The sequence below is a fragment of the Spirosoma taeanense genome, from assembly GCF_013127955.1.
Taxonomy (GTDB): Bacteria; Bacteroidota; Bacteroidia; order Cytophagales; family Spirosomataceae; genus Spirosoma; species Spirosoma taeanense.
Genome location: NZ_CP053435.1, coordinates 4,529,722 through 4,552,069 on the forward strand (window position 1 = coordinate 4,529,722; position 22,348 = coordinate 4,552,069).

18 protein-coding genes are annotated in these 22,348 nt (G+C 51.1%); 7 read left to right on the forward strand and 11 right to left on the reverse strand.

The window, feature by feature from the left end; translation table 11 throughout:
• Positions 1–11 precede the first annotated feature (11 nt).
• The 6 genes from HNV11_RS18865 to HNV11_RS18890 form a co-directional block, all read right to left on the reverse strand.
• On the reverse strand, positions 12–1,436 hold the full coding sequence (locus tag HNV11_RS18865; RefSeq protein WP_171741139.1) for an L-fucose/L-arabinose isomerase family protein: 1,425 nt from the start codon (positions 1,434–1,436) through the stop codon (positions 12–14).
• A gap of 6 nt (positions 1,437–1,442) precedes the next feature.
• Complete coding sequence (locus HNV11_RS18870) at positions 1,443–2,207, reverse strand: DeoR/GlpR family DNA-binding transcription regulator (RefSeq protein ID WP_171741140.1); 765 nt, start codon at positions 2,205–2,207, stop codon at positions 1,443–1,445.
• A gap of 690 nt (positions 2,208–2,897) precedes the next feature.
• Positions 2,898–3,650: a GLPGLI family protein gene (locus HNV11_RS18875; protein ID WP_171741141.1), complete on the reverse strand. Its 753-nt coding sequence runs from the start codon at positions 3,648–3,650 to the stop codon at positions 2,898–2,900.
• A 40-nt stretch (positions 3,651–3,690) separates the two neighbouring features.
• Positions 3,691–6,567, reverse strand: coding sequence for a TonB-dependent receptor domain-containing protein (locus tag HNV11_RS18880; protein WP_171741142.1), 2,877 nt, complete (start codon positions 6,565–6,567; stop codon positions 3,691–3,693).
• Positions 6,568–6,813: 246 nt separating this feature from the next.
• On the reverse strand, positions 6,814–8,127 hold the full coding sequence (gene pabB / locus HNV11_RS18885) for an aminodeoxychorismate synthase component I (RefSeq protein ID WP_171741143.1): 1,314 nt from the start codon (positions 8,125–8,127) through the stop codon (positions 6,814–6,816).
• Between the two features lie 2 nt (positions 8,128–8,129).
• On the reverse strand, positions 8,130–9,128 hold the full coding sequence (locus HNV11_RS18890) for an NYN domain-containing protein (protein WP_171741144.1): 999 nt from the start codon (positions 9,126–9,128) through the stop codon (positions 8,130–8,132).
• Between the two features lie 255 nt (positions 9,129–9,383).
• On the opposite strand from HNV11_RS18890, the gene hisB reads away from it, so the two are divergent.
• On the forward strand, positions 9,384–10,532 hold the full coding sequence (gene hisB / locus HNV11_RS18895) for a bifunctional histidinol-phosphatase/imidazoleglycerol-phosphate dehydratase HisB (protein WP_171741145.1): 1,149 nt from the start codon (positions 9,384–9,386) through the stop codon (positions 10,530–10,532).
• Between the two features lie 272 nt (positions 10,533–10,804).
• Positions 10,805–11,389, forward strand: a complete 585-nt coding sequence (locus tag HNV11_RS18900) for a 1-acyl-sn-glycerol-3-phosphate acyltransferase (protein WP_171741146.1) — start codon at positions 10,805–10,807, stop codon at positions 11,387–11,389.
• A gap of 380 nt (positions 11,390–11,769) precedes the next feature.
• On the opposite strand, the gene lpxB is transcribed toward HNV11_RS18900, so the two are convergent.
• Together lpxB and HNV11_RS18910 are read right to left on the reverse strand one after the other, a co-directional pair.
• The gene (gene lpxB / locus HNV11_RS18905) at positions 11,770–12,891 is read right to left on the reverse strand and encodes a lipid-A-disaccharide synthase (RefSeq protein ID WP_171741147.1); all 1,122 of its coding nucleotides are present in this window, start codon (positions 12,889–12,891) and stop codon (positions 11,770–11,772) included.
• 83 nt (positions 12,892–12,974) lie between these two features.
• A complete protein-coding gene (locus HNV11_RS18910) occupies positions 12,975–13,391 on the reverse strand; it encodes a 6-pyruvoyl trahydropterin synthase family protein (RefSeq protein WP_171741148.1) in 417 nt (138 codons plus the stop codon).
• 269 nt (positions 13,392–13,660) lie between these two features.
• On the opposite strand from HNV11_RS18910, the gene rfaD reads away from it, so the two are divergent.
• Positions 13,661–14,626, forward strand: a complete 966-nt coding sequence (gene rfaD, locus HNV11_RS18915) for an ADP-glyceromanno-heptose 6-epimerase (protein ID WP_171741149.1) — start codon at positions 13,661–13,663, stop codon at positions 14,624–14,626.
• Between the two features lie 23 nt (positions 14,627–14,649).
• Here rfaD and HNV11_RS18920 read toward each other — a convergent pair whose 3' ends face one another.
• Positions 14,650–16,203: a S8 family serine peptidase gene (locus tag HNV11_RS18920; protein ID WP_171741150.1), complete on the reverse strand. Its 1,554-nt coding sequence runs from the start codon at positions 16,201–16,203 to the stop codon at positions 14,650–14,652.
• A gap of 132 nt (positions 16,204–16,335) precedes the next feature.
• Between HNV11_RS18920 and HNV11_RS18925 the strand changes: the two genes are divergently transcribed.
• Entirely contained in the window at positions 16,336–17,631 is a 1,296-nt protein-coding gene (locus HNV11_RS18925; protein WP_171741151.1) for an aminopeptidase P family protein, read from the forward strand.
• Between the two features lie 63 nt (positions 17,632–17,694).
• Here the strand turns inward: HNV11_RS18925 and HNV11_RS18930 are convergent, their stop codons facing one another.
• Together HNV11_RS18930 and HNV11_RS18935 are read right to left on the reverse strand one after the other, a co-directional pair.
• Entirely contained in the window at positions 17,695–18,345 is a 651-nt protein-coding gene (locus HNV11_RS18930) for a TetR/AcrR family transcriptional regulator (RefSeq protein WP_240163565.1), read from the reverse strand.
• A 649-nt stretch (positions 18,346–18,994) separates the two neighbouring features.
• Positions 18,995–19,426 (reverse strand): WapI family immunity protein, encoded by a 432-nt coding sequence (locus HNV11_RS18935; protein ID WP_171741152.1) that lies wholly within the window; start codon positions 19,424–19,426, stop codon positions 18,995–18,997.
• A gap of 200 nt (positions 19,427–19,626) precedes the next feature.
• Here HNV11_RS18935 and HNV11_RS18940 point away from each other — a divergent pair, with 200 nt between their 5' ends.
• From HNV11_RS18940 to HNV11_RS18950, 3 genes are all read left to right on the forward strand, one after another.
• Positions 19,627–20,841, forward strand: coding sequence for a saccharopine dehydrogenase family protein (locus HNV11_RS18940; protein WP_171741153.1), 1,215 nt, complete (start codon positions 19,627–19,629; stop codon positions 20,839–20,841).
• An 84-nt stretch (positions 20,842–20,925) separates the two neighbouring features.
• Positions 20,926–21,705 carry a hypothetical protein gene (locus HNV11_RS18945; protein WP_171741154.1) on the forward strand — a complete coding sequence of 260 codons (780 nt, stop codon included), beginning with the start codon at positions 20,926–20,928 and terminating at the stop codon, positions 21,703–21,705.
• 141 nt (positions 21,706–21,846) lie between these two features.
• Positions 21,847–22,335 carry an energy transducer TonB gene (locus HNV11_RS18950; RefSeq protein WP_171741155.1) on the forward strand — a complete coding sequence of 163 codons (489 nt, stop codon included), beginning with the start codon at positions 21,847–21,849 and terminating at the stop codon, positions 22,333–22,335.
• Positions 22,336–22,348: the final 13 nt, after the last annotated feature.

Sequence of the window (22,348 nt, forward strand, 5' to 3'; positions counted from 1 at the left end):
GCTGATTCGGTTTAGGATTGATGCTCGTGGACTTCCCAGCCCATGTAATTGCCCATGGCTTCTTTCAGGATGCCCGCCGTTTTGGAAGCATTCATCACTACGTGGTGCTCGAAACCGTTGCGGCATACGTACTGCATCAGCCCCTGGAGGTTGTCAATCTGCGCCACGGCGCGGTTACCGAAGGTATTCAGGGCATCGTCGGTCAGCCGACCCTCGCCCACGTACGCTTTCATAATGCCTTTGGGATCGTCGGTGCTGATGCGCCCGAACGTCAGCGGAGACGCCGGCGTTCGACCGGCTAAGGCTCCGTACGTATTTTCTTCGCCAACGGTGGTTCCCAGAATGGGGGCTGTACTGATTTCGATGTCGGGCAGGAACGACTTGGCCCAGTTGCCGCAGTGAAACAGCACGCACTTGTTCTCGTCGTCGGCGTAATTGTTGTTCCAGTCTACCAGCGCGCTGGGCGATCCCGACGCGAGTTGCATGGCATACATGCTCAGGGTTCCCGTTACGTCGACTTCGCAGGCGCTGGGCAGCATGTTTTCGCTCATGATGCTCATGCTCGTACAGACGTTACAACCGTAGTTTTGCTGCAGCGAGGTCCAGCATTGAATGGCGGTGGCATCCAGGGCGTGTTCGGCCATGAAATCGGCCAGCACGACGTCCAGTTTGGCAATCTGCACCAGCCGGTCGTCGGGCGTGCGGCCCGTTGGCGCGTAGGCCCGAATGGCATCCAGCCGGTCTTTCACCGACTGGTCGGCTGCGGTCAGCTTATTGGCGAAACCCAGAATATGCGAGAGATCAACCGTAACGACCGATATGCCATTACGCTGAAGGATTTTCTCGCTGTAGCGTACCGTGTTGAAGGCGCCGGGACGAGCCCCCACGGCACCAATACGCACGTTACGTAATCCTTTCACAACCCGGCAGACGGCCATGAAATTCGTCAGGTCGGCGGCAAAGCTCGGGTCCGACGGATGTACGACATGCTTGGTCGTCAGCGAGTACTTGATACCATATTGGTAAAAGTTGTTGCAAACCGAGATTTTGCCGCACCAGGCATCCCGCCTACGGGCCACATCCATCCGGCTTAGATCGTCCGGGTAGGCCTGAATCAGCACCGGAACGTCGAGACGGGCTAGCTTCAGCGTTTCCGCTATGCCTTTTTCGTCGCCGAAGTTGGGAAGCACCACCAGCACGCCCATAATTTCATCGGCATGACGGCGAAACAGTTCGGCGCATTTCTGGGCCTCAGCAAACGTTTCAACGCCACCCAGTTTGGTGGCCGACTCGGGTAACATAATCGGCCTGATCCCTACTCGGGCAAAGACGTCCAGCAAATCGGCGCGGCATTCACCGACCAGTTTATCCGGGAAAAAATCGCGGTTACCAATGATAACGCCGAGTGTGATGGGGCCCTTCGGTGATACGGTCATATGGGGTCAATTCGCTAGAATCAGTTCGATCTCGTTGTCGTGAAATACCTGTTTGTGCTTCTCCTCAATGCCGGGGTCAGTGATGATATAATCAATGAGTGACAGCGCCCCCAGACTAGCCAGCGCACTCCGGCCGATTTTGCTGGAATCGGCAACCAGATACGTAATATCAGCCGCATCAATCATGGCTTTTTTCACCACGAGATCGCTGATGCTCGGATACGTAAGCCCCGACTTAAGGGAGATACCGGCCGTGGCCAGAAACAGCTTCTGCACATTAAGCCCCCTGAAAAAATCGGCCGCTTTCTGCCCCGTGAGCGACAGGGTAGGCGGCTTGAATTCTCCCCCCGTCATGATCACTTCAATCCCCGGCTCAGCACCTAGAATGAGAGCTATATTCAACGCATTGGTGATCACCGTCAGGTTTTTATAGCCCACCAGCTTTTTGGCAATTTCGGTGGTTGTCGAGCCCGAATCGAGAATGATAGTATCGCCAACCTCAATGAACTCCAGACACTTTTGGGCAATACGTTCTTTTTGGGCCATGTTTTCCTGATTGGCCAATGAGAACGTACGAACCTGATCCTCAATATTTTTTAAGTAAGCGCCCCCGTGCTCTTTGATGACCAGCCCATCCTTTTCAAGTTTATCCAAATCCTGCCGGATAGTGACTTCGGTTACTTTAAACAATTTCGCCAAGTCAGCCACTTTGGCCGAGCCGTCTTCTTTGAGCAGTTCGAGAATCTTGTCCCGACGTTGGTTTGCCAGCATACCTTCCGCCATTTTATTTCATTTCGATTAGACGATAAATGTAATTGAAACGAAAATGAACACAAGCTATCAGCAACCCCCGGCTCTGTTCATCACAAAAAATTCTCTGAAAAGGCTTACAAAGCTATTCTATTCCAAAGAAAAAGAAAATAAATGAAACAAAAAAAAAGCAAAAGAAGTAATCCGTAAGCATAAACCTGCTCTAGTGCGTAATACCGTCGATTAGTTTCGGGATGGGCGTGGCAAATTGTTCCGCTGTCCGCAGGCGTAGCGACTAGAAAACGAGTCCGTAGGAGATAGGCCAATGGCGATTGGTCTGGTAACAGGCCAGCAACCGATGGGTGTTGGATGGCACGTTGTCCCGGCTTCTATTTACGCTGAATACTTCCTGAACCGCGCATTGACCAGGACTGGTCTGGGGGATAACTATCTGACGGGGTCAGGTAAAGGGCGGGAAAATTTCGCGATGGTAATCGCTCAGGCCGAACCATTCGAGGTCAGTTCTTCGCGTTCAGCTGGTCATGCATGGGTTGGGTACTACCTCATTATTGGCGGCATTCGCCCTTTTAGCTATCATACTATTCGCGTGTTTGTTCGGACGTTGACCAGGGTCCCTGGTCAACGTCCGAACAAACACGCTGCCGAATAAACACTCCAACAGGCCGCTAGCTTAAATCAAGCCATTTGAAATCAATAACGAATTGCCCAGTACGGGTTTCGATGCGCGGTCATGCTGTCGGCAATGTGCTGCCGGATGAGCGCGTCATAGGCCGCGTCATTAATCTTCTTCCCTTTTAGCTTCGGGAGCTTCAGGTCGTCGGGCGTCAGTTTTTTCAGGCTCACGTTCGTCGCTTCAATGACCACATCGCCGTCGTTCAGACTCAACTCCAGAATGACGCCCGGCAAACCGTTGTACCGCTCCGGACCAGCCGAAACCGGAATATCCTGCGCAAACCAGGCCGTAATTTTTTGCTTTTTGATGGGGTCTTCGGTTTCGGCTTTCATGCAGACGTAACCCGCAACGTCCTTAATCTGATTACCAATTTTCCAGGTTGGCGTGTGCAGGGAATCTTCAACGATATAGGTTTTCCCCAGCATCTCGACAACATCCGTCTTTTTGTCCTTGCTGAAATTCCGGTACAGGACCAGATCAGAATTACGCCATGAATACTGTCCATCGTCGGTCTGGCCCTGCTCACTACCGTACGTGTACAGGCTTTCATTCTCGTTGAACGACAGTTTCATTTTCTCTTTAAACTCGTCGTCGTTTTTCCAGGTCTGAGCGGCCCGGTCTTTCTGCTCCTGACTCAGGAACGTCATGCGGGCGATGATTCTGGTCCAGTACGTCTTGCGTTCGTAGGTTACGACACCCTCGGTATTCTGCGCCAGAGCGGCCGTAGCCGTAAGCCAGCCGATAAGAACTAAAGTGAGGAATGCTTTCATCGTTCAACTTGATTATGAATAACTAATTAAGAGCCTGTTATCAATAAAATCCTTCCCGACGCATCTTGGCCTGAACGCCCCGCATGTTGTACGTAAAGCTCAGCAGGAAATAGCGGGCCAGCGTCCGGACGCGTTCATCCTGTACGTAATTCTGCCCGGCATATTGCGATACGTTTACGTTTCGATTCAGCAGATCGACCGACGACAGCCGGATTTCGGCCTTCTTGGCTTTCCCCAGAATATGATACACCGATGCGTTCCAGATCGGAATCCGCTGGTCGAAGCCAAATCGTTCGTTGGTGTACACGCGGTAATTCAGGCTCGTATTAACATACACATCATGCGGCAGTTTGATATTCATATCCCCGCTGAAGTTGTTGTTCACGATCTTCTGATCCTGTCCGGAATTGATTGAATAGCGCGTATTTGTCCGGCCAATGTTGGCGTTTCCGTAGAACGTAAACCATTCCGTTGGCGTCAGGTCGAGCCGGGCGCCAATGTTGTAGTTCTGGTTATTGGTCTGATTCAGCACGTTGTTAATGTTGGTCAGGTTCCGGCCGAAATTCAGCTGCGTATTCAGGTTGAGCGTTGCCTTCGTTTTCTTGAGCGGAAAGCCAAAACTGGCGTAGGAACCAATGTTACGCCCACCCGTCAGGTTCTCGGGACGCGTACGCGTAATAAGCGTTTGCGGATCGACAAACTGACTGTAAACGATCTGGTTGACGTAGTACGTGCCGTAAATGTTGGCGAAGAAATTCGTGAAGCTGCCGGGGTTAAAATAGCTGAACCCTGTATTCAGATTATGCTCTGACTGAGGCAGCAGGTTTGGATTGCCTTCGTTGATAAAGAGCGGGTTGCTGTTGTTGATAATCGGCTGCAAATCCCGCGATGACGGCACCCGCACGTTCACGTCGTAGCCACCATACAGGTACTTGTTGTTTTTCATATCGTAGTTCAGCGATACGTTCGGCACAACCGTCGTGAAGGTCCGGTCAATGCGGTTGAAGGCCGACGATGTCTGATCGGGGGCGTATCTACCGTCAATGGTAAACTGCTGCCCGGCCAGACCGGCCGACAGGTTCAGCCCTTTAAAGGAGTAGCGAACGCTGCTGCCCAGCCGGTTGAACAGGTAGTTGTTTTTGTAATATCGGCTCAGCGAATCGTTGCGAATTCGGCTAGCATCACCTATGTTATACACATCCCGGTCCACTTCATCGTAGCGCAGACTAAAGTTATAGAAGCTCTCCCAGAAGAATTTTTTGGCAAACGGCTCCACATACAGCAAACTGGCCTTGTATTCGTTCCGCAGGGTGTTTGTGCCCTGATCCTGCCGGATAATTCGTAACTGATCGTTGACGCTGTTTGCCTGGAAAAATTCATTGCGGGCGTTTAGCGCCAGACTGGCATCATTGGTATTGATCTGATACGACGCGCTGGCGGCAAATGAACGGCCTTTCTTTTTGAATTTCAACCGGTAAATGAGCGAGTTAGCCGACCCAAACTGCCGCGAATCGCTGAAGTTATTGGTCGTATTTCGGGTAGATAGCACCTCCGAAGCTGGCGCTCCGACGGGCGTTACGCCCCGGAAAAGATTTTGCAGCGTAAACAGGCTGGAATTCCCATTATTCAGACGGCTGTTGTTAATGAACACCAGCGTGTTGAGTGAATCAAGCTGCTTCTCAAACCGCAGGCTAACCCGGTGATTGCCGTTGAAATTGATCTGATTGCTATTCTCCTGGGTCCGGAACGAACCCGTTTCGAGAAAATTCCGCCGATTACGTTCCGCTTCAAGCTGGAGACGGGTTTGGGAGTAATAGTAGCTCGTGCTGAGCTTGGTTTTCTTGGTGTCGTAGTTGTAATTAGCTCCGCCGGCTGCGTTGTTGGAGAAGCCACGACCGGCCCGGCCATCCACCGGAATTCCCAGACTTTCATCGTCGTCGCCCCCGAAATAAATAAACCGTCCCCCACTGCTGAAACCGAAATCGGCATTGTCGTTCCAGTTAAAGGAATTGCTGCCCCGAAAGTCCTGGTAGTCGTTGAACGAGAGTCCCTGCTGATTGGTGTTGTTGCCTAAACCAATGACCGAAAACTGTTGCTTCGAGTCAAATTTATTGTAGTTACCCTTCACCTCTGCGCGGGTCGGCAGACCGTTTGATGCGGGGCCGGCACTGGCCGTTACCTTTCCAAACCCGCCTTTTTTGAATTCCTCCTTCAGTTCCAGATTGACGGTTTTTTCTTTCTTGCCATCTTCTACACCCGTTAGCTTAGCCTGTTCCGTTTTATCGTTGTAGACCTGCACTTTCGAGATCGCTTCGGCCTGGAGGTTCTTGGTTGCCAGCTTGGGGTCATTCCCGAAGAAACTCTTACCATCGACGGTTACTTTCTTAACCTCCTGCCCCTGCGCCCGGATATTCCCATCCTGATCGACCTGAACACCCGGCAGCTTCCGCAATAGATCCTCGACCGTTGAGCCGGGCGGCACTTTAAATGAGCTGGCGTTATACTCAATGGTATCCCCCCGAATCGTCAGCGGAGCCTTCGCTGTCTTGACAACCACCTCAAACAACTCTTTTGTGATTGGCTTCAGTTTGAGTGCACCAAGATCAATAATGGCCTCACCGGTTGGCTTGATGACCTGGTTGTAGGGCAGAAAACCAACGAACGAAATCTTCAGCAGATACGTACCCGATTTCAGATTTTTAAACGAAAACGCGCCGTTCTCGCTCGAGCGTCCAAAATTCACGAGCGACGAATCTTTTGGGTTGAGCAGCATCACCGTTGAAGCAGGCAGCGGGGCCGAAGCCGTATCAACGACTCGTCCCTGCAACGTAAACCGGGCAGGGCTACCCGTTGGACTCTGAGCGTAGAGCGCAGCCGTCAGAAGGCATAGTACGCCCAGCAGGAAAAGATTTTTCATGAAAGAGGTAAACGGGAATAAGATTGAACAAGGGCAAAGCTAACCCGGTGTAGTCATTCGGTTACACAGTTAACGATTTTTAACTAAAAATATAGTAGCTTATTTCGCAAACGGTTAGCCGCATGTCCAAGGAGTCAGAATCCGTCAGGAACGTTGCAATAAGTTTGAGCTATGAGTCAATAAATCAGCGAATTTCACACGAAAAGCAGAAATTTTAATCGTGCGGACCGGATCAACTCCTTTTCACTACCCGGACTGGCCAGTCAGTACGTCGCGGATGGCCCGCGCTTTCAGCAGGCACTCGGCCCATTCCTGCGCCGGGTCGGCATCGTACGTAATGGCGCTGCCCACCGAAAACGACGCGTACTGCCGTTGCGCGTCATACAACAGCGTTCGGATCACGACGTTAAAATCGAAATCCCCGTCGGGCGTCACGTAGCCCATAGCGCCCGAATACACCCCGCGGCGACTGACTTCCAGCTCGTCAATCAGCTCCATGGCCCGGATTTTGGGTGCCCCCGTCATGCTGCCCATGGGAAACGCGTTCCGGATGGCATCAGCCCACATTACGTCCGGACGTAAGGTGGCCGAAACGGTCGAAATCATCTGGTACACCTGCTGAAAGCCGTAGATGCCAAATAATTCGTCGACGCGTACCGAGCAGGTTTCGGCCGATCGGGCCAGGTCGTTCCGCACCAGGTCCACAATCATCAGGTTTTCGGCCCGCTCTTTTTCGGAGTTAAGCAGCTGATCGCGCAGGTGAGCGTCTTCATCCGGTGTCTGCCCGCGCCGGATGGTGCCTTTAATGGGCTGCGAACTGAGTTTTCGTCCCTGTTTGGCCAGAAATCGCTCCGGCGAGGCTCCCATGATATATCGGCTGCCCAGCTTGAGAAAGGCGGAGAAAGGCATGGGTGAACGGGCGTTCAAAGCGTAATAAGTCGTCAGCGGATCGAGGGCGACTTGTTCCGCAAAAAATTCAATGCAGTAATTCAACTCATACACGTCGCCCCGGCGAATGTGTTCCTGAATCCGGCGGACGTTGGCCTGATAGTCCTCCGGTGTAACCCGGCACTGAATTTCAGCCGCTTTATTTGAATTAGCGTAGTCTGGTAGGTCGGTAAGCGCGATTACCTGACTGAGTTCTTCGGCATCCCCGTCACCCTGAATAATAACGGCATCTTCCTTAAAATCAATCAGCCATGTCGGCTCCACGAAGTAAGCGTCGGGAAAACCCGTCCGGTTCGGATTGCGACTGTTCAGCGCTTCGAGCTGATTTTTCAGATCGTATCCAAAATAGCCAATCAAAAACGAGGAACGTTCGGCATGATCGTCGAATAAGGCCTGGAATACATCCCGGCCAGCGGGCAGGTTGGCAAACGAAATGACCCGCTTCGCCCCGATACAGAGTCGGTTCGGAAACGGGTCATTCGGGTAGGCAATGCCGTTGTTGTTCAGCAAAGCCACAAATCCATTCTCGTGCGTTTGCTGGCTAAGGGCCCAGGCCAGCGCCTGTCGTTGCCAGGTCGGTACGTCTTTGACCGCCACACGCACGCCCTTCATATTTAGTGGTGCAGCAACCGAACATCGACGGCAATGTCTTTCCCCTCGGCGTTCTTGCCAATGCTGAACTCTACTTCATCATCGACCTGCAACTCATTAAAGTCCGTATCAATCAGGCTGGTGTAGTGGAAAAACAGATTATTTGGCGGGTAATTAACAAAACCGTAACCGGTTTTCAGGCTGCGAATGGTACTAATCTTACGACCTTCTGAATCACCGAGACCATCGGCAACGTTGTAATTTGGCTCGTCTGACGTATATTCATCTTCATACGTGTTTTCGTCGGTAAACCCCCCGTTAAAACTACTTCCCCCAGTTACTGCCGTGAACGTTGGGCGAGGCTGCTGCTTGACAAACAGATTCTGAATGACCGTATCATTTTTGCGGATACGGTTGTCGATCAGTTCGTGCATAGCTACCGGATACGATACTTCTTCCAGCAAATCCTGCGAGGTGCGCGTTACCTGCTTCTCGCCCTGTTCATTCAGGAATTCAAAGTCCCAGCTCAGCACCATAATCCGCGAGCCAAGCGTGTTCAGCTTTCGGATCAGGGGCACGTAATCGCCGTCGGACGTAATCAGCACCACAACATCAAACTTTTTGTACTGCGCCAGCTCAAAAGCTTCAAGGGCCAGCCACACGTCAATTCCTTTTTCCTGGCGGTAGCCCTGGTATGTTTTCACGGGCAGATAATGCGTAACAACGCCCTCCGACATCAGAATATCGTCGAATAAGCGGTCGTAAAACAACTGGTTGCCGCGCTGATTAGCTTCGTGGGCATTTAACCGCCCCCGGAAGTAGTGCGCATCAACAATCTGGCAAAGCCGTTCATTAACACCTTCTTCTTCTGCTACCTGCCGCCGAATGAACGCGTGAAGACCCGATATACTTATGCGGCTGCGCCGTTCATGGGAATAGTTATAGTAGTTGCTTACGTGTAAGAAATAGTTGCCGTCATAGAAAACCCCAATACGGGTTAGTCTGGATGAAGCTGCAGGCATGATCTTATTTTAAAGTTAATGTATGTATGGTAAGAATGTTCAGTGTAAACGTAGCCTTTGATAGGATCAGTATTTTCTACAGTAGAGCAGATAGCAAACGGCAGGAACTCCTATTCGAATAGAAAATTGCGGGGTAGCTCAATGAAAACTCTTACTAGCAGAAACAGATAGCGATGTGAATAGACCGCAAAATTACAATCTTTTCATTAGCAATGCTGTCAGGACGGTATCTTTGTGGATTATACGGCCATTTTTATGCAAAAAATACTCTTCGTTGATCGCGATGGGACCCTAATTGTGGAGCCGCAGCCCGATCAGCAGGTTGATTCGTTAGCCAAACTCGATTATATACCCAAGGCTATCTCGGCCATGCGCCAGATTGCCCAGGAAACCGACTACGAACTGGTGATCGTTACGAACCAGGATGGTCTGGGCACCGATTCCTTTCCGGAAGATACATTCTGGCCTGCGCAGAACAAGATGCTATCCACCTTTGCGGGCGAGGGCGTGCATTTTGCCAACGTTCACATCGACCGGCATTTCCCCCGCGACAACGCCCCGACCCGTAAGCCAGGCATCGGTATGCTGACGAAATATTTTTCGGAAGCCTACGACCTCGCCAACAGTTACGTTATCGGCGACCGCCTGACCGATGTGCAGCTGGCCGTAAACCTTGGGGCTAAAGCTATTCTGTTTTTACCCCCCAATGGCCTGTCTGCTGTTCAGATGGCCGATGTCACCGGCCTGACGCCTGAAATGGAGAACGCTATCGCCTTCAAAACCGACGACTGGGACAAAATCGCGGAGTTTCTCCGGCTGCCCGCCCGTACCGCTATGGTAGAACGGAATACGAAAGAAACGCAGATTCGCGTTGATCTTAACCTCGACGGTCGCGGCCGGGCCGACATTCAGACGGGTCTGGGCTTTTTCGACCATATGCTCGACCAGGTTGCCAAACACTCAGGCGCCGACCTGACCATTCGCGTACAGGGCGATCTGCATATTGATGAGCACCACACCATTGAGGACACGGCGCTGGCACTGGGTGAAGCTTACCGGCGCGCACTGGGCGAGAAGCGGGGCATCAGCCGGTACGGATTTTTGCTGCCGATGGATGAGGCTCTGGCGCAGGTAGCCATTGACTTTTCGGGACGGCCCTGGCTCGTCTGGAATGCTGAATTCCGGCGCGAAAAAATCGGTGATATGCCCACTGAAATGTTCTTTCACTTCTTTAAATCGTTTTCCGATACCGCCCTCTGCAACCTGAATATCAACGTAGAAGGCGATAACGAGCACCACAAAATCGAAGCTATCTTTAAAGCGTTCGCCAAATCTATAAAGATGGCCGTCCGGCGCGACGTTAAGGAACTCGACAACCTGCCCAGCACGAAAGGCGTTTTATAAATAGAACCGGCTGACAAACCGACGCTGACTGTTTGAGTCTGAGGTTTTCCATTGTACTTTTGCACCCGAATTCAACTGAATACCAACATGGATTTATCGACCCCATTAACGCTTCTGTTCTACGTTGTTCTGCTGACAGCTTCTTTCATGACCGGCAGATGGCTGGAGCGTAAAGACCGGAAGTATTAATTTAACTGCCAGTCTTCGGCAGGCAGTCAGGAATAGCATTCAGGATTTGCCTGCTGAAGACTGCTCACTTCCTGCCGAAGATTATGCTTTCTGCCTTTACCCGCTGGTTGTTCAATGTCGCCGGATGGCGGGTGGTTGGGAATGTACCTAACTCCCCGAAAGGCATCTGGACGGTTGCCCCCCATACAACTAACTGGGACTTTATGGTCGGCTTAGGCGTTCGTCCGACCATTCATATCTGGATTCAATACCTCGCCAAAAGTTCACTGTTCACCTGGTATGCTGGCTGGTTTTTCCGGCTGTTAGGCGGCAAACCCGTGTACCGCAATAAGTCGCACAACCTGGTAGACGCGATTGTGAACGTATTCAACCAGAACGAACGGCTTCATATCTGCATTACCCCCGAAGGCACCCGCAGCAACGTTTCCAAGCTGAAAACAGGCTTTTACTACATTGCCCTCAAAGCCGCCGTCCCCATTATTCCGGTCGGCTTCGACTGGCCCCGGAAACTCGTCATCCTTGGTGGACCCATTTACGTCACCGGCAACTACCAGAAAGACATGGTCCCCTTCTACGCATTTTTCTCCCAGGTGCAGGGCGTAAAAAAAGACTGGCTGCGGAACTGGGAGGAGACCGGCGTGATTCAGGAAGCGTCGCCCCAGCGATAGAATTATTTATACCATACAGATTAACTGTCGGTTATTGCCTTAATAATCATTAATTTACTGTGGCCTGACCCTAAATGACTGGCAAGATAGAGTCGTAATTATCGAATAGATATACTTAAATTCTGAATCAATATGGTATTAGTGATTCTACAAGTAAGTTTATGTATACTGATTTCCTCTCCTGATCAAGTACCCCCACAGGATTCGGTAGTTGTTAAAAAGCTAATACCCAGGTTTAAGGATAATATGCCCATCTGGAAAGGTAGCGGAACGCCGAAACAAATGCCGGGTCCAAAATATTACCTTCTGCCATCGACCGATACGGTCAAGGTGGATAAAACCAAACGTTTTGAAGTAAAATAAGGCGGTTCTGAACAGCCTCAGACGTTTGTAAGCCGGGTTAATTCAACCATTCGTTTTCCGGCTCGCTGGGAAGCGCCCGGCTCTCCCATTTTTTGTTGTACCTCGGCGTACCCCGCCAGTTGCGCAGCTCGCCATGGGCCTTCTGACAGCACGGCCTGCAGCTCGGTAGCAATCTGGTCAGGCGTCAGATCGCTCTGAATTAACTCTTTGACGACTTCCCGGCCCGCAATCAGGTTAACAAGCGAGATAAACGGCACGGCAATGAGATTTTTGGCGATAGCGTAGGAAATTGTAGTCGTTTTATAACAGACCACCTGTGGAATATTCAGCAGCGCCGTTTCGAGTGTAGCTGTACCGGAGGTAACGAGTGCAGCCGTTGCTACATGCAGCAGATCATAAGCCGCATCAGTTACCCGCCGGACATGCGGGTAAGCTGCTAACAGATTCGTATATAACTCGTCCGGCAGATTACTGACGGTCCCCACCACAAACTGACTTTCGGGAAACTGACGGGTGGCCGCCAGCATAGCCGGTAAGATGCTGGTTATTTCCTGACGACGGCTGCCGGGCAGCAGCGCAATGACAGGCCGGTTGTCCAGACCGGCTTTCTTCCGAAACGCAGGATCGGGCCGAAAGTCGGCCAGCGCGTCGAGGAGCGGATTTCCGATGTATTCAACGTTGTAGTCGTATTTGGCAAAGAACTCTGTTTCGAAGGGCAGAATTGTAAATAGCCGATCCACACTGGCTTTGATCTTCAATGCCCGACGCTGGTTCCAGGCCCATACCTTAGGCGAAATGTAATAAAAGACCCGAATGCCGTGGCGTTTGGCGAACCGGGCCATGCGCAGATTAAACCCTGCGTAATCAATCAGAATCAGCGCATCGGGGCGATTGGCCAGTAAATCTGCCTGGCATTCGCGCATGATCCGACGGATAGTACCCAGGTTTTTAACGACCTCCAGAAATCCCATGAAGGCCATTTCGCGGTAATGGCGTCTAAGCGTAGCACCAGCGGCTTCCATCTGCTCCCCGCCATACCCGCGGCATTGCGCAGCCGGATCATACTGACGAATGGCCCGGATGAGATTTGCGCCGTGAAGGTCGCCGGAGCGTTCGCCGGCAATTAGGTAATACGTCATCAAGAGGTCATTACGTGTCAAGGGTCATCATTAATTGCCGCGACCAGGAATGATGGCTCATGACAATTAATGACCTGCAATGACTACTCGCCGAAATAATCAACAAAGTTTTTCGGCGTTTCGTAAAGCCGAATCTGGTGCAGATGCGCTTCGGTTACTGGTTCGAGCGCGCGTTCGAGAATTTTCCAGATCTCCATGATGAAAATTTCACAACTGGCCATTTTGCCCTTCATGAAGTCAACATCGAGGTTCAGATTTTTATGATCCACTTTTTCAATGACTTCACGTTTAATGATGTCACCAAGCAGCTTAAGATCAATTACAAAACCCGTGTCGGGGTCCGGTTCTCCCTTTACGGTTACGATCAGTTCAAAGTTATGGCCGTGCCAGTTAATGTTAGCGCAGGGGCCGAAAACCTCCCGGTTACGCTCTTCCGACCAGGCTGGATTATAGAGCCGGTGGGCCGCGTTAAAATGCTCAATTCGATTAATATAGACCATTTGTCTGGTTTAGATAGGGCGGTTGCCAGAAACGCCGATTGAAAAAAGTTTACAAAGGTACGAACTGTTCTGAGCGCATAAAAATGATTCTCATTGTTCAGAAGCAGCTACATAGTGCACCACATACCTATATTAAAAAAATACAAATTAATCACTAAATACACTATTCTAATATCCAACGATATTGCTGTATCTTTACAGCCAATTTGACTTTGCCGAGCCTGATTAATACCTCTTTATAGAACCTACACGTTTACAACTACCATCTTATGATTATCGTTACGGGGGCCGCTGGGTTTATTGGAAGTTGTTTAATCCGAAAGCTCAATCAGGAAAATTTCAATTTCATTATTGCCGTTGATGATTTTTCAGACCCGCGTAAAACAGCTAATCTGGTAGACAAACGAATTCAGGAACGGGTAGACCGGGAGGTGTTTTTTGACTGGCTCGACGCCAATTATCACGAAGTTGAGTTCATTTTTCACATCGGTGCCCGCACCGACACTACGGAGTTTAACTGGCAGATTTTTGAGCATCTGAACCTCGAATATTCCAAGCAGATCTGGAAGCGCTGCATTGAGTATCAGATTCCGCTTGTTTATGCTTCTTCGGCTGCTACCTATGGCCTGGGCGAGTTAGGGTACGACGATAACGAATCGCTGATTCCCCGGCTGAAGCCATTAAACCCCTACGGCGAATCCAAGAATGAGTTCGATATCTGGGCGCTGGAACAGGAACGTAAACCGTTTTTCTGGGCGGGTCTGAAGTTCTTTAATGTGTACGGCCCCAATGAGTACCACAAGGACCGGATGGCCTCGGTGATTTTCCACACCTATAATCAGATTTGCCAGACGGGCCGGATGAAATTGTTCCGGTCGCACAATCCCGATTTCAGGGATGGCGAGCAGATGCGGGATTTTGTGTACGTAAAAGACGTAATTGAGGTTTGTTCCTTTCTGATGCACCACCGGCGTAACTCCGGCATCTATAACCTCGGCAGTGGTAAAGCCCGTACCTTTCTCGATCTGGCCACGCTTACCTTCCAGGCTCTCGCCCGCGAACCAGAAATTGAGTTCGTCGATACCCCCGCCGACATCCGTGATAAATACCAGTACTTTACGCAGGCCAATATGGCTAAACTCCGCTCAATCGGCTACGATCGGCCGTTTGCCACGCTGGAAGAAGGCATTGCCGATTACGTGGGTAACTACCTGAGATACGGAAAATATTATTAAGATACCTCCGGAAGCGTGGGAGCCTATTCCCAGATTACTTCAATAACCTCTTTCTTTAGATCGACCGTCGTCTGCTTCTCACCATTTTCCCGGTGGAGGGTTAATTTACCATTGCTAACTTTAGCGGCTTCCTGCTGCAGCACGTGCGTGGCATCTTTCTTGTGAAAAACCGACACCACCGGTTCGTTGGTCGTTACGTACAGCGCGCATGTTTTGCCAGAAGCTTTCACCAGGCGGGCTGTATTCGGCAGTGGCTGGTTGCGGAGCAGGGCAATAGCCCGCGATGCCTGGGGCACCCCGTAGCCGATAAAATTATTGCCGTAGGGATAGAGATGCGACGATTTTTCGATAATCGCCATTAATTCCTTGTTGGTCAACTTCGGGTTCGCCTGCATCAGGCAGGCCGCAAACCCCGTAATGACCGGCGCCGACAGCGACGTACCATACAACGAGAAACACGAAACGTTCGGCTTCAGATAAGGTAACGTTTCCGGACCAATGCTGCTATAGCCAATGCGGTTCCAGAGTTTGGCGTTCGTAGCCCCAATAGCCAGCACGCCCTGCGCATCGGCCGGAGTACTAATGATCCGCCACGAACGGTCGTCGCCTTCGTTACCTGCCGAGACAATAATGAGCATTCCTTTCTTGTCGGCAGCAATCTGCGCAGCCCGACTGATCAGGCTCGTGTGCCCATCCATCTGCCGGGGTTCGTAGTTTTCCTTGGGGTTGCTGAATCCTTTTGCGTAGCCCAGCGACGTATTAATCAGCCGAACACCAAGGCTATCCATCCATTCCATAGCAGCCACCCAGTTATCTTCTTCACCCCGGTATTCGCGGTTGCCCTGATCGGTGCGGGCCAGGTAAAATTGAGCGTCAGTCGCTAAGCCGTACTGTAAATTTTCGGTTGGGTCATTGCCGGCAATGGCCGCCAGCACTTCTGTACCGTGAAAATCCGACATGGTTTCGAGGGTGCGGAACAACTTACCATGCGTTTTTTTGTCGTTAACGTAGTCCCGAACCTGCCGAACGCCCTCGCGCGCAAAAATGTGCTTGAGCGCATTGACGGAGTCAGCCCCGAAGAAGCCCGCATCAATAACGCCGATGGTAACGAACCGGCCCGTCAGACCCGCCTGCGTAAAATCCGGGGCCTGAATCTGAGTCATCACCGGGGCCAGTTGCGGGTTGGTGGGCAGATCAAGCGACGTAATGATGATAGCGGGATCAATCGCCTGAATTGACCTGACGAACGGCAAGGCCGCAACCCGGGCGTATTGTTCGGTCGTTAACCGGGCCGAAACGGCGTTCAGCCAGCGCGACTGGCAAACCGGCTGAATGCCTGCCTGCCGCAACTGATTCAGATACCACGCCGAAACAGGCTGGTCGGTGTCATCAACCGGCAGGCTCAGCAGCTGCCGGCTGGCCAGGGCGGCCGGCGACACTGCCGGAGCGGCTGTCTGATCCTTAGCATCTAGCAGAATCCAGTACTTCGGGCTTACCGCATCAGGCTGGGCCTCCCGGGGCTGCGCCTGCACGGAAAGCGAAAGCAGACAGCTAAACAGAATCAGACGAAGTAGCATAAGCAATCCCAAAGCGAGTTTGTCTCCTACCCAGGGAGACACGTAACCTAAACACGAAAACACCCAGAAACTGTTACAGCTTTTGAGTTTCTTTGCAAACTTATCAAAATAACCGACGGAACGCCCCGCTGTATGCGCTATCTCCCTATTGATAATCAGCTTTTCGTTCAGAATCGCCAACGGTTAGCAGCCCTGCTGAAGCCCAGATCGCTGGTTGTTCTCAACGCCAATGACATTATGCCAACCAACGCCGATGGGACGATGGCCTTTCGGCAAAACAACGATTTGTTCTACCTGACCGGCGTCGACCAGGAAGAAACCCGTCTCGTGCTGTTTCCCGATCACCCCGATCCCAAATTTCGGGAGGTGCTGTTCCTGCGTGAAACCAGCGAGCTGATTGAAATTTGGGAAGGTCATAAACTGACCAAAGCTGAAGCTGAGCAGACAACCGGCATGCCGCAGAAGCAGATCTACTGGACGAATCAGTTCGAGCAGATATTCGCGCAGATGATTTTTGAGGCCGAACACGTTTACCTCAATACCAACGAACATACCCGCGCGGGTGTTGAGGTACAGACCCGCGATGCCCGGTTCATTGACGAATTTAAACAGAAGTATCCACTGCACCGGCTGGAGCGGCTTGCTCCGCTTATGCATTATATGCGGGCAATCAAGAAACCGCAGGAAGTTCAGCTCATACAAACCGCTGTCGACATCACCGACAAGATGTTCCGGCGGCTGCTGGGCTTCATTAAACCGGGTGTGTGGGAATACGAGATTGAGGCCGAAATGATGCACGAGTTCATCCGCAATCGGTCGCGCGGAGCCGCCTATACGCCTATTATTGCATCGGGGGCGAACGCCTGCGTACTGCACTACATTAACAACAGTGCGCAATGTCAGGATGGCGATGTCATCCTGCTCGATCTGGGGGCTGAATATGCAAATTACAACGCGGATATGACCCGGTCGGTGCCGGTTAACGGCCGGTTCACCCAACGGCAGCGGGCAGTTTACGACGCTGTGCTGCGGGTTATGCAGGAAGCCAAACAAATGCTGCGGCCCGGCAATTTATGGGATGACTACCACCGTGAAGTAGGCACCGTTATGGAGAAAGAATTAATCGGCCTCGGCCTGCTCGATTCCAACGACGTAGCCAGTCAGGACCCAGACATGCCGCTCTACAAAAAATACTTTATGCACGGTACGTCGCATTTTCTGGGCCTCGATGTGCACGACGTGGGTAATAAATACCGAAAGATGGAACCGGGGATGGTTTTTACCGTCGAACCCGGAATTTATATACGCGAAGAAAAGCTCGGTATCCGTCTTGAAAACAACGTACTCATTACCGAGTCGGGTAACGCAGACCTGATGGCCAATATTCCCCTTGAGGCCGACGAGATTGAGGATTTAATGAACCGATAGGCAAGAGAGCTGGGTTTGTAATCGGAGCGGAATGTTTGCTAATCATAAACCCAGCTCTCTTTACTACTTTACCTCGACTTTCTTGGCTGTTTCGTGTTCGAGGGCAAAACTAAGACCGGAATAAATTCGTCGAATAGCCGTTTCGAGTCGTTCCCAACCCGATTCGGAATGAAGATCAATATCAATAATATGGTCACGCTGGCTACTGGTCAGCACCATGTAGGTCACCGCAGAAATCATCAGACTCATTATAGCAATCGGATCATATTCCGAGTAAGGCGCCAATTTATCAGCCAACTCCTTATAGGATTGGTCACGAAAGGCCGCCAGACGTCGCGCCAGTTCGGTTTCGCCGTGGGTCATTTCCCAGCGAATAAGCTCCTGCGAGGGTTTTCGAGCCCGGAACTCGCGCATGAACTGGATCGTGTAGTCGGACCAGACCTTGCTGCGATTCTCGACGGGCAGGTGATCCGGCACCGACTCCAGAAACTTCTCGTTGAACATCGACAGGAAAAACCCGCGCTGGACGTATGCTTCCAGCAGACCATTCCAACCACCGAAGTATCGGTAGATAAGCACTTTATTAACACCCGCCCGATCGGCAACGGCGTTAATTCCCGCTTTTTCAGTGCCTCGCTCAGCCATCACGTCGCCCATAGCCCGCAGAATGCGTTCCATGGTCATCTGGCGATTTCTACGCTTTACAACTTTCATACTGTTAATTGTTTAATTGTTAATTAGGCGTGTACTATTTGAATAAGGCTGTACGTCCGGATACGCTAACTCTACCTTACTTGGCGTATGGGTACAAATATGAGTATTACATATATTGTTACCAACTGGTAACGTCAGCGTTGCATAAGAAAATCGACAAAATGTTGTCTAACTGACCGGTCGCGTCCGACAACGTAGCTATGGAAGTCAGAGCAGCGAAAAAAGCGCCGGGCGAACCGGGAGTTACTCAAAACACCAGTGTAAACAGAATCAGAAATGCGACTGTATTCGCCGAAATGCACGTAAGGCTTAAATCAGGTTCAGTACAGATTAATCAGGCCTGTGGCTGGTTCAACCAATATAGAAGCTTTAAACCCAGCCAGTCAGTCTCTCTATTTCGTATAGATAAATATTCGGGCTGTTAGCATTGATGAACACGGCGCCGACAAATCAAAAGTACAGTACCAGCAAACTGGCAATCGTTTATTAATCAGCTAGATATAAATCAAATAGGCATATACGTCAGAAAGGTATATACATCCATGTAGAATGCCAAATCCCGTCAGCTTATATAAGCTGACGGGATGATGGATTAGCAGTTTTTTGACGAGAATTAAAGTGCTTTTTTAGATAACTATCAGACAGTGACTCAGCGCTCCGGGTAAGTAGCCAGCTGCCCCGATAAATCACGGATGGCGTCCTGTAACTGCGTTCGGCTAAGCATCATTTCCAGCTCAACCGGAAAATCAGGATAGCGGTGCCAGACCGGCGTTAACGCATGATCCAGCTGGATCTGTAAGCGATACTTGTCGTTAGGTAAGGCCGTGGCTTCCAGACTAAGCCCCGGTTCCGAAAACGTTAAGGCCACGTGATTAGCGGCCTTGCTCCAAAGTGACCGCAGCCCGCTGAGCAGCCGACCTACTTCCCAGGTCTGCAGCGGAGCGGCCTGAGAGTCATGCTGTTGCCGCCATATCGTTGAAACCTGACACAACAGATTATTACGCTCGCGCCAGTTAGTCGTTTTAGTACCGTATCCTAAAATCGAAAATTCGAAAGAACCGGAGGGAGATATAAATTTCATAACGTGCGCGATTTGTTAACCATCACTCTCTACATAACAAATATACTAAACGTTTGTTTGTTAGCCGATTAAATTCTGCTCTGAATCCGTAAAGAGCCGTTCGCAGCGTTATGAACCCAGCACAGGATGGCTTACTGACCAACTGACTTTCTCTATCTTTGCGGCTGAAACGCGAATTATAACCTATTAAATTTAGCTACATGGCAAACGTGCTCATTATTGGGGCAGGCGGGGTCGGCAGTGTAGTGGCACATAAATGTGCCATGAACAGCGAGGTCTTCACCAACATCATGCTGGCCAGCCGCACCAAATCGAAGTGCGATCGGATTGCGGCCGAAATTCAGCAGATGCATGGCGTAACTATTCAGACGGCTCAGGTAGACGCCGACGTAGTGGCCGAGATGGTTGCGCTGATCCGGTCGTTTAATCCGGTGCTGGTCATCAACGTAGCCCTCCCCTACCAGGACCTACCAATTATGGATGCGTGCCTGGAAGCCGGGGTACACTATATGGATACGGCTAATTACGAACCGAAAGACGTTGCCAAGTTTGAATATAGCTGGCAGTGGGCTTATAGGGAGCGGTTTGAGAAGGCCGGCCTGATGGCGCTGCTGGGCTGCGGATTCGATCCCGGCGCTACGCAGGTCTTTACGGCTTATGCCGCCAAGCACCATTTCGACCGGATGGATTACCTGGATATTGTTGACTGCAACGCGGGTAACCACGGCAAGGCATTCGCGACTAATTTCAACCCTGAAATTAATATCCGCGAGATAACCCAGCCCGGCCGCTACTGGGAAAATGGCGAATGGGTTGAGATTCCGGCCATGAGCATTCATAAACCGATCGAATACCCGGAAATCGGGGCGCGCGAATCCTATGTGCTATACCATGAAGAACTGGAGTCGCTGGTCAAGAACTTTCCTACGCTGAAACGGGCGCGCTTCTGGATGACCTTCGGCCAGGCTTATCTGACCCATCTGGAAGTTCTGCAGAACGTAGGCATGACGCGCATTGACCCGGTTAAATTCCAGGGCATGGATATTGTGCCGCTCGAATTTCTGAAGGCCGTTCTGCCCGCGCCCGATACGCTCGGGGAGAATTATACGGGTAAAACCAGCATCGGCTGCCAGATTAAAGGGGTAAAAGATGGTGCCGACCGGACGTACTTCATCTGGAACAACTGCGACCATGCCGAGACGTACAGAGAAGTACGTGGGCAGGCCGTTAGCTATACCACTGGCGTTCCGGCCATGATTGGTGCCATGCTGATGCTGAAAGGAATCTGGATGAAGCCCGGTGTCTGGAACTGCGAAGAACTCGATCCGGACCCCTTCATTGAGCAGATGAACAAGCAGGGGCTACCCGTTCAGGAGCGGGTTGACATTCCCTTGCCACATGAGTACCCAGTCTGATCAGTAGTAAAAACCAGAGGAAAAATCCCGTTGCAAAAGCAACGGGATTTTTCTTTATATTAGTCAACAAACCTCAACCGCCGAATGACTTTTATCCGCTTTTTTCTGCTGGCTGCGTCGTTCTGGCTTCCGCTGAATCTGGCGGCCCAAACCCGACGAGATTCCACCAAAGCCACGCCTGTCCGTCAGCTGAATCCCAATGACCGACGTAATGGTTACGAAACCTACCGGTCAACGAGTGAGATTGTTGGCTCGGGTCCCTATACGATGGTCAACACAATCGACCATCGGTATGAGGGACTGGTGGGAACGCCCTATTTTCTGCCGGACTGGAACAAGGGCCAGATTGAAATGGCGGCCGGCCAGAACTATAATGAGGTGCCGATTAAATTCGACGCTTTTCGCCAGCATTTGATCTTACTCCGCCCCTGGGCGGGCAACGATTCGATTATTGTTAATCCTGAGCAGGTAAAATCTTTCCAGCTTAAGGACGCAGCCGGTCAGACCTATTTGTTCCGACGAATACCGCTTGCCAAAACCGACGATGAGTATGTAAAAGAAGGCTATTTTCTGGTCCTGTACCAGGGCAAATCCGCCCTGCTGAAGCGGATAGCAAAGACTTTCAAACGGGCTGATTTCAAAGACCCCTACTCCAATAATATACGTTACGACTCGTTCAAGGAGACTTTTACGTATTACGTCCTTAAACCGGACCTGACGCTGACTAAGGTAAAGCTCACCAAAAAATCGCTGCTGGATGCGCTGAATGACAAGGGCGATGTGCTGAAGACGGCAGCCGAAACGCTTATCGTTAAGACCGAAGCCGATGCAATCACGTTGGTTCAGCAGTACGACCGTTTATGACTCCTCCCTTCTGTTCAGACAGCGATTGGCCTGCTTAATCAATTTGGTAAACTAAGCCTGCCTCTTAGGCTGAGGCCGGAAGGCTTTATGGAATGAACTGTTCATCAGCATCGTTTGAATACACCCAAACGCCGACTTCGTATGCTGACGTTCTCATTTGCCAAAGACCTCTACGCAGGTATCCGCTTACGCTTACTCATTACCTGTTTCGGGTTGATCGCTGGCCTGTTACTGGCAAGCGTACTAGCTGTCGCTCAACCCCGTATTCACAATCTCCGTTACGATCTGCCCGAAGAGGTTTTAACTGTTGTTGAAAAAGCACCTGAATTTCCCGGCGGCATGAAGGCTTTAGGAGCGTATCTGAAACAGACCATCCAGTATCCGGCCGAAGCCCGTAAAGCAGGATTCATAGGCCGGGTTTTCGTAGGGTTTATTGTGGAAGTCGATGGCAGACTAACCGATATTCAGTTACTGAAAGGAGTTGGCTTCGGCTGTGATGAGGAAGCCCTGCGGGTCGTCAGGGCCATGCCAGCCTGGAAGCCGGGTAGTCAGTCCGGGCGGTTCGTTCGCGTGCGGTGCAATCTGCCAGTGCATTTCGGTAGAGATTACCTCAGGCCCAAAGGGGATTAGTTTCATACCTTTG